Source organism: Nocardia amamiensis NBRC 102102 (assembly GCF_001612745.1).
Lineage (GTDB): Bacteria > Actinomycetota > Actinomycetes > Mycobacteriales > Mycobacteriaceae > Nocardia > Nocardia amamiensis.
This window is the reverse complement of the sequence record NZ_BDBA01000081.1, coordinates 23,810-35,249: the sequence shown is the minus strand read 5'-3', so window position 1 is coordinate 35,249 and position 11,440 is coordinate 23,810. Positions and strand designations below refer to the sequence as shown.

Annotated in this window: 12 protein-coding genes; 5 read left to right on the top strand and 7 right to left on the bottom strand. The window is 69.1% G+C overall.

Annotated features, from left to right (window positions below):
• Together NA4_RS16980 and NA4_RS16975 are read right to left on the bottom strand one after the other, a co-directional pair.
• A complete protein-coding gene (locus NA4_RS16980; protein ID WP_067470609.1) occupies positions 1 to 1,371 on the bottom strand; it encodes a M20/M25/M40 family metallo-hydrolase in 1,371 nt (456 codons plus the stop codon).
• Positions 1,368 to 3,035: a CocE/NonD family hydrolase gene (locus tag NA4_RS16975; protein WP_067470608.1), complete on the bottom strand. Its 1,668-nt coding sequence runs from the start codon at positions 3,033 to 3,035 to the stop codon at positions 1,368 to 1,370. Before NA4_RS16975 ends, NA4_RS16980 begins: the two co-directional genes overlap by 4 nt.
• A 132-nt stretch (positions 3,036 to 3,167) precedes the next feature.
• Here NA4_RS16975 and NA4_RS16970 point away from each other — a divergent pair, with 132 nt between their 5' ends.
• Positions 3,168 to 4,169, top strand: a complete 1,002-nt coding sequence (locus NA4_RS16970; protein ID WP_169811058.1) for a DMT family transporter — start codon at positions 3,168 to 3,170, stop codon at positions 4,167 to 4,169.
• Positions 4,170 to 4,195: 26 nt separating this feature from the next.
• Here NA4_RS16970 and NA4_RS16965 read toward each other — a convergent pair whose 3' ends face one another.
• A complete protein-coding gene (locus NA4_RS16965; protein ID WP_067470607.1) occupies positions 4,196 to 5,311 on the bottom strand; it encodes a glycosyltransferase in 1,116 nt (371 codons plus the stop codon).
• Positions 5,311 to 6,051 (bottom strand): DUF2334 domain-containing protein, encoded by a 741-nt coding sequence (locus tag NA4_RS16960; RefSeq protein WP_067470606.1) that lies wholly within the window; start codon positions 6,049 to 6,051, stop codon positions 5,311 to 5,313. The genes NA4_RS16965 and NA4_RS16960 overlap by 1 nt, the downstream gene beginning before the upstream one ends.
• A gap of 185 nt (positions 6,052 to 6,236) precedes the next feature.
• Between NA4_RS16960 and NA4_RS16955 the strand changes: the two genes are divergently transcribed.
• A complete protein-coding gene (locus NA4_RS16955; protein WP_157129082.1) occupies positions 6,237 to 6,701 on the top strand; it encodes a TY-Chap domain-containing protein in 465 nt (154 codons plus the stop codon).
• 62 nt (positions 6,702 to 6,763) lie between these two features.
• The gene (locus NA4_RS16950; protein ID WP_067470604.1) at positions 6,764 to 7,498 is read left to right on the top strand and encodes a DUF4191 domain-containing protein; all 735 of its coding nucleotides are present in this window, start codon (positions 6,764 to 6,766) and stop codon (positions 7,496 to 7,498) included.
• Positions 7,499 to 7,509: 11 nt separating this feature from the next.
• Here NA4_RS16950 and NA4_RS16945 read toward each other — a convergent pair whose 3' ends face one another.
• Together NA4_RS16945 and NA4_RS16940 are read right to left on the bottom strand one after the other, a co-directional pair.
• Positions 7,510 to 7,935, bottom strand: a complete 426-nt coding sequence (locus NA4_RS16945) for a YrdB family protein (RefSeq protein WP_245671428.1) — start codon at positions 7,933 to 7,935, stop codon at positions 7,510 to 7,512.
• Positions 7,936 to 7,987: 52 nt separating this feature from the next.
• Positions 7,988 to 8,443, bottom strand: a complete 456-nt coding sequence (locus NA4_RS16940; RefSeq protein ID WP_067470613.1) for an RDD family protein — start codon at positions 8,441 to 8,443, stop codon at positions 7,988 to 7,990.
• A 252-nt stretch (positions 8,444 to 8,695) separates the two neighbouring features.
• On the opposite strand from NA4_RS16940, the gene glnA reads away from it, so the two are divergent.
• Positions 8,696 to 10,132, top strand: a complete 1,437-nt coding sequence (glnA, locus tag NA4_RS16935; protein ID WP_067470603.1) for a type I glutamate--ammonia ligase — start codon at positions 8,696 to 8,698, stop codon at positions 10,130 to 10,132.
• 402 nt (positions 10,133 to 10,534) lie between these two features.
• Positions 10,535 to 10,774: a hypothetical protein gene (locus NA4_RS16930; RefSeq protein ID WP_157129081.1), complete on the top strand. Its 240-nt coding sequence runs from the start codon at positions 10,535 to 10,537 to the stop codon at positions 10,772 to 10,774.
• 45 nt (positions 10,775 to 10,819) lie between these two features.
• Here the strand turns inward: NA4_RS16930 and NA4_RS16925 are convergent, their stop codons facing one another.
• Positions 10,820 to 11,392 (bottom strand): TetR/AcrR family transcriptional regulator, encoded by a 573-nt coding sequence (locus NA4_RS16925; RefSeq protein ID WP_245671427.1) that lies wholly within the window; start codon positions 11,390 to 11,392, stop codon positions 10,820 to 10,822.
• Between the last annotated feature and the right edge of the window lie 48 nt (positions 11,393 to 11,440).

The window sequence follows — 11,440 nt, the reverse complement described above, 5'->3', positions numbered from 1 at the left end:
TCATACGTCGGCTCCTGACGTCAATGGCGCGCTGGTCGCCGCGAAGTGCTCGATCAGCCGCCGGTTGAACTCGATGAGCCGAGCGTAGTTGACCCGGGAAAGACGCTCGTCGGTTCCGTGAATCGAGGCCAGGTCGCCCTGGTCCAGCACGATCGGGGCGAAGTTGCACCGGGTGGCCGCCAGATCGTCGTAGTGCCTGGAGTCGGTGGCGCCCGGAACGATGCCGGTGGTCACCGCGATCCCCGGAACGACGGCGCGGGCGAGTCCCGCGATCACGTCGAATGCGGGACCAGGGCCGGTGATGCGCGACGGCTCCGCCGACATCCCCACCAATTCGAACCGAATATTCTTGTCGCGTACCACTTTCCGGCAGTGCGCCAGCACCGACGCCACGGAGTCGCCCGGCAGGATGCGGAAGTTCACCAACGCCTCGGCGTGCTGCGGCAGCACGTTCGCCCGCACCCCGCCGCGGATCACCGTGGGCGCGGCGGTGGTGCGCACCATCGCCTCGCTCTGCGGCCGGGCCGCCATCGCCCGGGTGATCACCGGCGCCGCGACGCCGGCGAGACCGAGCAGGCGCCGGCGCGGCTCCGGCAGGACCTCCCGCAACCTGGCCAGCATGTCCGCGATCACCGGCGTCAGGCGCAGCGGCATCGGGTGGTCTTGGATCCGGCCCACCGCGCGCGCCATCCGGCCGACCGCGGTCTGCTTGCCCGGCATGGAGGAATGCCCGCCCACCTCGGTGACCGACAGCCGGACGGTCGCGTAGCCCTTCTCGCCGAGCATGATCGTGGCCACCGGTTGCCGAACGCCGTCGACGACGCCCGCGGTGATCACACCGCCCTCGTCGAGCAGCAGGTCCGCGCGCACGCCGGCCTGCCGCAGATGCTCGGCCATGCGCTCGGCGCCGTCCCCGCCGAAGACCTCCTCGTCGTGCCCGAAGGCCAGATACACCGTGTGCCGGGGCCGTACGCCCGCCGCGAGGGCCGACTCGACCGCCTCCAGGATGGCCAGTACGCGGCTCTTGTCATCGATCGCGCCTCGGCCCCAGATGTATTCGTCGTCGACCACCCCCGCGAACGGCGGATGGGTCCAGCGCTGTGGCTCGTCCGCAGGCACCACGTCCTGGTGCGCGAGCAGGATGGCGGCGACCCGGCCGGGTTCGCTGCCCGGCCACCGGTACAGCCTGCTGTGGCCGAACCGTTGGAGTTCGAGTTCGGCGTGCACCCGCGGAAAGGACTGCTGGAGGTGGGCGTCGAGGCGCTCGAACGCGGCGTCGTCGGCGTCGCGCGGGTCGTCGGTGGACACGGTCGCGCACCGCAGCGCGGCGGCGAAGCGCTCGGCGGTCAGGTCGTCGACAGGTTCGGTCATGGGGTACCGGTGCGGTTCGGCAAATTGATGGACACCGTTGCATTGTTCAACATGTCGGGTTCGATGGCGATGGTCTTCTCGTTTCGCCACTTCACGATGCCCTCGGTGAGTCCGCCGGGCAGGTCGGGCCGGCGCGTGCCGGTCAGCAGCGGCAGCTCGACACTCGCCGCTGCGACCGTGACCGGGGCGAAGGCGGGGGAGTGCGACCACACGTCGTCGACCACGTCGGTGACGCGAACGCCGATCCGGTGTCCGGCCGGAATCGGCCAATCCTGGGCGAGCAACCGGATTTCGGCGGTGTCGGCGACAGGGGCGATGCCGCGGGTGATGACGGTGGCGTGGAGATCGGGCGCGATGTCGTAGAGCTCCACGGCGACGGTCGCGGTGGCCGGGCCGCTCAGGCGCAGCGTCGCGGTCGGGATGCCGGACAGGTGCTGTTCCTGGGCCAGTGGCGCGGACACCGACCAGAGCTCGCGGTCGGGTCCGGGAACCAGGCCGCGGTCGGTGTAGCGGCCGGGCCGCAGCTCGACCGGGACCCGCTGCGCGTCCGCGGGCGGCCACGCGGTCTCCGCGCGCCAGCGGCCGTCGAACTGGCCGACGGTGATCCGCGGTCCGGGAATCTCGACGTCGCGGCCCGCCACGTGCTTGTCGAAGAAGGCGAGGAGTTCGGTGTCGAAATGCGGCGTGCCGCATTTGTCGTTGCAGGTGCGGTGGCCCCACTGACCGAACCACGCCCGGTGCGCACCGGGACCGAGGCCGTTCCACAGGTCGAACACCCGGTAGGCGCGGGTGTTGTAGTCGACGAAGCCCTGACCGAGAAACAGCGGAATCGTGCTGCCGCGCAGGGGCGCGACGAGATCACGCTCGCGCCAGAAGGTGGTGTCGGGGGTGTGATCGCCGATCTCTGTCAGATAGTTCTGGTAGCACTGCCACGGCAATTGCGTCGCGTTGGACCGGTATTCGCCGCCGTCCTCCGGGCGCGGCGGAGTCGACGCGATGAGTAGATGCTCCAAGCCGACGAAATCAGCTGGGCGCACGCCTCTTTCGGTGATCGGCTTCCCGGAGAACTTCCACGAGACGCCCTGCATATACAGGTAGGAGTACGGGTCGACGACCGGCTCGAACGCGGCGACCGCCGCGAGGCCCTCCGGCTTGGCGGCCAGGCCCATCAACCCGGTCCACCCCTCGTAGGAGACGCCGAACATGCCCACCTTCCCGGTCGACCACGGCTGCCCGGCCGCCCACTCCACCGCGGCCGCGACATCCGCGCGCTCGCCAGGGCCACCGAAATCCGGGCAGCCGCCCGAGCCGCCGAACCCGCGCAGGTCCACGATGACGTAGGTGTAGCCCGCCGCCAGGAACAGATCGGCGCTGAGGTTGTCGGTGGACGGGCCACCGGTCAGGCGCGGCTCGCTCAGGTACGCCAGATGCGCGCGGTACGGGCTGACGGTGAGGATCACGGGAGTGCGGGTGTCCTCGGACACGCCCGCCGGACGCAGGATGTCGGCGTGCAGCCGGGTGCCGTCCGTGCTGTCGATGAACGCCTGCCTCCACTGGAAGGGCGCCCGGAGCGGCTCGGCGTTCGCCGTAACCGGGGTGATGGCTCCGAGCAGGAGCAGCAGCCCGCACAGGGCGCGCAGCAGGACGGGTCGTTCGGTCACCATTGGACTATCGAGTTTGCCCGCAGCCTCGTCCAGCCCCCGGAACCGGGGTGGTCGGCTGAGCCGTCGTCCGCGCGCCGAGCGGACGCCATCCTGTGTTCATCGAGCTGGACCAGCATCGGCACGGTGCCAGCAATGGGTGAACTCGGTGCCGGGTCGGTCGACGCTGTCGCGACGGTCACCCTGGCGTTGCTGGCCGCGCTCCTCTTCGCCGTGTCGGCGGCGCTGCAACAGGGCGCGGCGCGGCAGGCGGCCACCGACTCCGGGCCGGGGCGGTTCCTGCTGATCGCCGCGATCGCCCGCCGGGTGCTCACCGACCGCCGCTGGCTGGCCGGTCAGGGCGCGAACGTGGCCGGGTTCGCCGTACACGCGGTCGCGCTGCGTTTCGGCGGCATCGCGGTAGTGCAGGCGTTGCTGGTCGTGCAACTGCTGTTCGCCTTGCCGCTGGCGGCCCTGCGGCGTGGCCGCACGTTGCTCGCGCGGGACTGGGCCGGGACGACGGCGGTGTGCGCGGGCCTGATTCTGCTGGTGGCACAGGGCGTTTCCGCGCACTCGGCGGTGCAGACCGAGCTTCTGCCGGAGGCAGGCGGTGGTGTGATCGTCGCGATCGTCCTGCTGTTCGGCGCGTCCCGGGTGGTCCGCTCCACGCAGCTGCGCTCCGCACTGGTGGCGGTCGCCGCCGGATGCTGTTTCGCCACGACGGCGGTGCTGGTCGTGCTGGCGACGAGCAGACTGCCCGACCCGAGCTGGGCATTGCTCGGCATCCCGGTGTCTGCGTTCCTGGGCGGCGTGCTGACCCAGGAGGCGTACGCCCGCGGCTCGCTGCCCACGGCGCTGACGGCGATGACGATCACCGACCCGGTGGTCAGCTACCTGGCCGGGTCGATCCTCTTCACGGCGACGGTGCAACCACGTCCGGCGCTTCTGGTTTGCGCGGGCACCCTGGTCATCGCCGGTGTCGCGTTACTGGCGAACTCGCCGACGCTGCACGACGAACGGGACCGGTGCACGGATGCGGCACCGGAAAGCGTGCGGTCCGGTCGTGCTCGATCCAGCCGTTGGGCAGGTTCGAGCCGTTCATCGAACACGGCGATGGTGTCCTCGATCGACCGGCCGACCGGGCCGGACAGCCGGTAGACAGTCGTCACCCGATCGGTTCGGTATCAGGCGGAGCGGGCCGGGGTCTCGTAGTCGGCGTAGAGCGCGAGCATGCCGTCGACCGTCGCCGACCAGGGAAAGCGTTCCGCGGCCGCACGAGCCGCACGGCGGCGCTGGGCCGGGGGCAGGGCGAGCAGTTCGCGGACCCCCTCGGCGAGCCCGTACGGGGAACCGTCGCAGACAACACCGGAACCCGGATCGCCGACGAGTTCGCGCGCGGCGCCCGCGGCGGGCACCACCACAGGTGTGCCGCAGGCCAGCGCTTCCAGGACGGCGAGGCCGAAAGTCTCGGCCGGGGAGGGGAAGACCGCGATGTCGGCGTCGGCGATCAGGGCGGCCATGGCGGATCGGTCCGTGAGATGACCGTGGAAGACGACCGGCAGACCGGCCGCCAGGTGCTCCAGACGGGAACGCAACGGTCCGTCGCCGATGACCGACAGCGCACACCGCAGACCGGAGTCGACCAGGACGCGCACCGCCTGGATCGCGCGTTCGGCGCGTTTCTCGCGCGACAGTCTGCTCACCAGCACCAGCCGAACCGGACCGTCAGGAGGCGCCGCGCCGCGGTGGCTTCGGGGGTGAAAGGTCTCCAGGTCGACGCCCAGCGGAACCCGGCGTACGTTGCGCGCGCCGACGCGATCGAACTCGGCGGTGGCGAAACTCGAGGTGACCACGACCTTTTCGGCACGCACCCAGAGGCGGCGGTTGGCCAGATCGGCCGCGGCGGTGAGCGGGAAGCCGCGCGGAACGCGGGAGCGCAGGATGGCGTCGATACGTTCGTGCGAGAACAACACCAGCGGGACGCCCGCGGCGCGCGCCCACGGTGCCAGCCAGCGGACGCTGAGTTTGTCGCTGCATTCGAGCACGTCCGGGACGAGCCGATCGAGTACCGAGCGGGTGCGGCGGGCGGTGAGCACGTGATAACCCGCGTCGCCGAACTTCGGGCTGCGTACCGTGATCCGACGTCCGGACGGGATGTGCTCGTCGTCGTCGCGCGGGCCGGGCACGACGAGCACACGCTCGTGTCCCGCTGCCGAATAGCCGCGCCCGATCTCGTCGACACAGGTGCGCAGCCCACCGGAGGCGGGCGTGTAGAAGTTGGCGATCTGCACGATCCGCACTAGTCGACCGCCGATCCGACCAGTTCGGCGTAGGTGGTCGCCCGTGCGCCGGTCCGCAGCACCGCGTCGATGGCGCGCAGCGTGGTATCCCGCAGGCCGGGTCTGTGCAGGTCGTCGGGGTGCAGTGCCAGTCGTACCAGCCCGCCGCGTTCGGCGGTCCGCAGTGCCACGGATTCCACCATCGCCGCGCCGAACCGCTCCGACCACCCTCCACCCGGCCGGTGGGAGAGCGCGAAACCGCGGTACCGGCGTCCGGTGCGCAGCTGCTTCGCCCCGAAATGCGAGGTGGTGTAGGTGAAGCCGGCCGCGCGCAGCGCCTGCTCCGCGCCGGGCGAGGCCAGCCACCCCGGCGGCGTGAAACCCGTCGTATGCAGCCCCGATGCGGTCATCACCGCGGTGGCGGCGCGCAGCTTGTCCGCGGCCTCCGCGACGCTCAGCGCGGCGAACTCGGCCGCGCCGCGCGCTACCGCATACCCGACCGCCCTGCGCGGCCATCCGCCCTCCGGGCCGGCCCGGTGCGACCACCCGTGCACCAGGATGTCGTCGCCACCCTGACGACGCTCGCGCAGGAATGCCGCGTAGTCCGGATCGCCGGACAGCCGCCTGCCCCGCCACGGACCGGGAATCACCAACAGCGAGACGGGAATTCCGAACCGATCGGCGTCGGCGCACCAGCGCGCCGTCTCCGCCGCACTCGCCGGTGCGACGTCATGGACGCTCACCACCAACCGCGCACACACGTCCCGGAAGGTAACGCCGCCTGGTAACCGCGAGCTGAACAGCGCGGTGCGGTCGTCTGAAAGATCCGGCGCTCGCCGGTGCGCACCCCCCGAGTTATTTCATTTCGCTATCGCCTACGTGAACGAGTCGGCGGCGCAAGGTAATCAGCCTGTTGTCGCAAGCAGGTCGGCGTATGATCAGGCCAATGCTGAAGCCCGGGGGAAGAATGAGCGAGGCGGTGACCGCGGACTGGGACGGGTTCGTGCAAGCGCTGGCGCTGTGTCTGTCGGAGCTGCCCTCGCGTGCGACGCTGATCATCGCCGCGCCGGGAAATCGCTTCGTCCAATTCGTTCAGTACGACATCAAACTGTCCGCTGAGCTCGCGGGGAACGACTACTTGAGTCAACCGATACCGGATACCGCCGCGCAGCAGTTGCGCGCACTCGGCTGGCATGAGCCGCCGCCGCGGCGCGACGCGGGCAACTGGACCAGAACGCTGTTCTGGCCGATCGCGCCGGACGGCCTGCGCGAGTTCGCCCACTCGGTCGCCGTCGGCCTGCGCGACGCCCTCGGCGTGGCCGATCCGGTGGAACTGCGCGCGATGGGCTGGACCGAGGCGTCCGGTGATCTGGATCTCACCGTGCTCGGGTCGATCGCCCGCCGCGGCTGAAATCGGTCGAGGCCGCGCTCCCCCGGCAAAGCCACGACTACCTGGGCACTATTCTGAGAGACATGGCAGCAGGCAAGCCCACCAAGGAAGCGAAGGCCGCGGCGAAAGCGGCCCGCAAGCAGCAGTCGCGCGAACGCCGCAGGCAACTGTGGCAGGCGTTCCAGATGCAGCGCAAGGAAGACAAGCTGCTGTTGCCGCTGATGATCGGCGCCTTGATCGGGATCACCGCCATCGCCGTCGTGATCGGCCTGATCTTCGGGCTGACCTGGTTCCTCGTGCCGCTCGGCGTGGTGCTCGGCGCGCTGGTCGCCTTCATCATCTTCGGGCGCCGGGTGCAGCGGAGCGTCTACCGCAAGGCCGAGGGTCAAGCGGGCGCCGCGGCCTGGGTGCTGGACAACTTGCAGGGCAAGTGGCGGGTGAGCAACGGCGTCGCCGCCACCACGCAGCTGGACGCGGTGCACCGCGTGATCGGCCTGCCGGGCGTGGTGCTGGTCGCCGAGGGCGCGCCACAGCGGGTGAAATCGCTGCTGGCCCAGGAGAAGAAGCGCACCGCCCGGCTGATCGGCGACACCCCGATCTACGACGTCGTGATCGGCAACGACGAGGGTCAGGTTCCGATCAAGGACCTGCAGCGCTACCTGACCAAGCTGCCCCGCAACATCGACACCAAGCGCATGGAACTCATCGAAGGCCGCCTGGCCGCGCTCAGCGCACGCAGCGGGCCCGCACTGCCGAAGGGCCCGATGCCGAGCGGCGCCAAGATGCGCGGCGTGCAGCGGACCATCCGTCGGCGCTGAGTATCCCGGGACTACGGTCGACGCCCGGGATCACGGGTCGACAGCGTGCCTGTCCGGTTGCCGCCTCGATCGCGGGTGAGTAGCCAGACGACCCGGTCGTAGGCGAGCACGTGATAGACGATCACCAGCACCGCGAGCGCCAGACCCCACCCCCGTAGACCGGCCGACTGCAGCGCGAGAGCCCCGCCGCCGAGCACCGAGAGCTCGATCACCAGGCGCGTCGAGCCGGACACGGCGACCTTCGGCTGCCCGTCCCGGCTCGGGTCGCCGGGTACCGAGAAGACTGCCCAGAGGGCTGCCGCAACCAGCGGCAGCGCCACAACCAGCAGAAACTTCCACGGCCCTTCGAACGCGCGCCAGCCGAAGACGCCGAAGGACGCCATGGCAACGAGCTCGAGCAGGAAACGGACCACGAGCATCACCGGATTCAACGACACCGGCGCAGCCTATCGGCGTGACCGGCGGCGGGTGTTCCCGATGCCGGACGGCTCAGCGTGAATGCACCAGCGCCGTGCCGGTGGCCCGGTCGTGCATCCCGCGGCCGTCGGCGTCGGTGAACAGCGCCGGCACCACGAACAGCAGCAGCACCTGCCTGGCCAGCGCACGGACGAAGCCGACCGGCACCGGCGCGTCGATACGGACCGTCCGCAGCCGCAGGAAGTACTGCCCCGGCGTGAAGCCGAACAGGGTCACCGCGCCGACGCCGATGACGAACCAGATCAGCAGCGTCAAGCTCGACGCCGACGTGCTGCGTGCGATGAGCGCCGCGATGCCGAGCGCGATCATCCAGTCCACGAACAGGGCGGCGATCCGGCGGCCCATCCCGGCCAGCGAACCCGCTCCCGTCTTCGGGAGGCCGAGGTGTTCACCAGGGAACTCGCGGGTTGCCGGATCGCCGGGATCGGCCGGGGGTCCGGAGAGCCAGGAGCCGGTGATACGTGCCATGCAACCCAGAATAGGCGCGCCCGATCGGCCGCCCGATTCCGCATAAGCGGAGTTCAGGTCGGCGCGCACGGCCCGCGGCAGCAGGACTACCATGCTGTTCGAGCCCGGGTGGTCCGCGCCACCCGCCCAGACGCACGTGTAACACTGGCGAAACACGGGCTTGACTACAGGGAAACACGGCATCCATAGCGTCTGGTCGCGACGAACCCATGCAATCGACACTGGCTGGGAACCGATCCGTAAGGAGAACAAGTGACGTTCAGCACGGCCGACGAGGTCATCAAGTACATCGCTGACGAGGACATCGAGTACGTCGACATCCGCTTCAGCGATCTTCCCGGTGTGCAGCAGCACTTCTCGATCCCGGCGAAGGCCTTCACCACCGACCTCGCCGAGGAAGGGCTAGCGTTCGACGGCTCTTCCGTCCGTGGTTTCCAGTCGATCGACGAGTCGGACATGCTGCTGCTGCCCGACTACAGCACCGCGCGCATCGACCCGTTCCGCGCCGCCAAGACGCTGAACATGAACTTCTTCGTGCACGACCCGTTCACCCGGGAGGCCTACAGCCGCGACCCGCGCAACATCGCGCGCAAGGCGGAGGAGTACCTGCGCTCGACCGGCATCGCCGACACCGCGTACTTCGGCCCCGAGGCGGAGTTCTACATCTTCGACTCGATCCGCTACGACTCGGCCATGAACAGCGCCTTCTACGAGATCGAGTCGGTCTCGGGTTCCTGGAACACCGGCAAGGAGTTCAACCCGGACGGCACCCGCAACCGCGGCTACAAGGTCCGCAACAAGGGCGGCTACTTCCCGGTCGCGCCGTACGACCACTACGTCGACCTGCGCGACAAGATCTCCACCAACCTGCAGAACGCGGGCTTCGAGCTGGAGCGCGGCCACCACGAGGTCGGCACCGCCGGTCAGGCCGAGATCAACTACCGGTTCAACACCCTGCTGCACGCGGCCGACGATCTGCAGCTGTTCAAGTACATCGTCAAGAACACCGCGTGGCAGGAAGGCAAGACCGTCACCTTCATGCCGAAGCCCCTCTTCGGTGACAACGGCTCCGGCATGCACGTGCACCAGTCGCTGTGGAAGGACGGCAAGCCGCTGTTCCACGACGAGGCCGGCTACGGCGGCCTGTCGGACCTGGCGCGCCACTACATCGGCGGCATCCTGCACCACGCGCCGTCGCTGCTGGCCTTCACCAACCCGACGGTGAACTCCTACCACCGCCTGGTCCCCGGCTTCGAGGCGCCGATCAACCTGGTGTACTCGCAGCGCAACCGCTCCGCCGCGGTCCGCATCCCGGTCACCGGCAACAACCCGAAGGCCAAGCGCCTCGAGTTCCGCGCGCCGGACTCCTCGGGTAACCCGTACCTGGCCTTCGCCGCCATGATGATGGCCGGCCTGGACGGCATCAAGAAGAAGATCGAGCCGCTGGCCCCGGTCGACAAGGACCTCTACGAGCTCCCGCCGGAGGAGGCCAAGAACATCCCGCAGGCCCCCACCAGCCTGGCCTCGGTCATCGACCGCCTCGAGCAGGACCACGACTACCTCACCGAGGGCAACGTCTTCACCGAGGACCTGATCGAGACCTGGATCAGCATCAAGCGCGAGAGCGAGATCGCGCCGGTGAACCTGCGCCCGCACCCGTACGAGTTCGAGCTGTACTTCGACGTGTAAGCCTGACCTGCGTGAATAGGCCTATTCGGCTCGTTTCGTACGCAGTTCATACGCAGTAGACGGATTCGAGTCCATCCGCTCAGTGATCACAGCAGCGATCACCTGGCGGGTGGACTCGTCCGTATCCGGCCACAGATGGCCATAGGTGTCGCGGGTGGTCTGGGCGTTCGCGTGCCTCATACGCGCCTGGACGACCTGATGTTCGCGATGAGCAGCGACGCGAGATAGTGCCGCAGATCCTGGAAGGTGAACTCTTCTCACGCGGTGACCGCCCACCCTCCGGCTACGACACGCTCACGCGGTCGCTCCGAAAGTCGCTGGTACACCACTCTGCCGGACGCAACCGGTACGTCCGATGCGTTGCTGTCACGTCCGGTGCGCTGGGTGGCGCACGGTGCGATAGTGGGTGTCACCTGCGGTGCGCAGCGACACACCCACAGCAGTCCTTCGCACCAGTCGGTGCGGGCGCGTCCGATCACGCGGGCCACGGTTTCGGCGAGTTTGCTCGGGGGTGAAGCACTGCGGCCGGCCGAGGAACTGCTCGCAGACATCGAGATGAAGCGGCTCGAGTCCTCTGAGATCGTATTGAAGGCAAGCCGTCTCGCCCGGCTCGCGAAACATGGCGATTTGCAGACCTTCTGACCGGCGGTAACTCGGAACATCAAGCGCGAGTGGGAATTCTGCGCCCTAGGTCTTCGACGCTCCGTTGAGGAGCCAAGTGAAGGCATCGACGAGGGACGTTCTGTTGGTGGAGTCGGGGTCGACCAGGCGCTGGAGACCGTAGCCGTACGCGAGGGCCTGGAGGGCGGCGGCCAGATGCGGCGGGGCGTCGGGAGCAAGGCCGGCCAGATCGGCTCGGACGCGAGTGAACTCCTCGGCGGCGTGTAGGCGGGCGGAAGGGTTGTCGCGGGCAGCGCTGAGGCAGAACTCCAGCAGCAGCAGGACCGAGTCGCGGTGGTCTTCGACGAAGTCGGCCCACTGGGCACCAGCGGCGGCGACAGCGTTCTCGGGCGAGGCTTTCACACGGCGGACGCGGCGCTCGCTCTGACGGCGCATCTCCCCGGCCATCAGCGTGTGGAACAGGTCTACCTTGCCGTCGAAGTTCGAGTAGATCGCGCCGGTCGACAACCCGGCTTCGGCGGCGATCTCCGGCACCGAAGCTCGTTCGTATCCACGGCGAGCGAACACGCGGGCGGCGGCGGCGAGCAGCTTGGCGCGGGTCTGCTCCTGGCGCTGCCGCCGGGTGGTCGGTACGGGCAAAACATCCTCCTGAGGTCTTGCGGACAGCATACCAAACTTGAATAATGA

Bases quoted from the DNA above. Each gene is read 5' to 3' on its own strand.
- NA4_RS16980 (WP_067470609.1), bottom strand. From the start codon at position 1,371: ATGACCGAACCTGTCGACGACCTGACCGCCGAGCGCTTCGCCGCCGCG.
- NA4_RS16975 (WP_067470608.1), bottom strand. From the start codon at position 3,035: ATGGTGACCGAACGACCCGTCCTGCTGCGCGCCCTGTGCGGGCTGCTG.
- NA4_RS16970 (WP_169811058.1), top strand. From the start codon at position 3,168: ATGGGTGAACTCGGTGCCGGGTCGGTCGACGCTGTCGCGACGGTCACC.
- NA4_RS16955 (WP_157129082.1), top strand. From the start codon at position 6,237: ATGCTGAAGCCCGGGGGAAGAATGAGCGAGGCGGTGACCGCGGACTGG.
- NA4_RS16950 (WP_067470604.1), top strand. From the start codon at position 6,764: ATGGCAGCAGGCAAGCCCACCAAGGAAGCGAAGGCCGCGGCGAAAGCG.
- NA4_RS16940 (WP_067470613.1), bottom strand. From the start codon at position 8,443: ATGGCACGTATCACCGGCTCCTGGCTCTCCGGACCCCCGGCCGATCCC.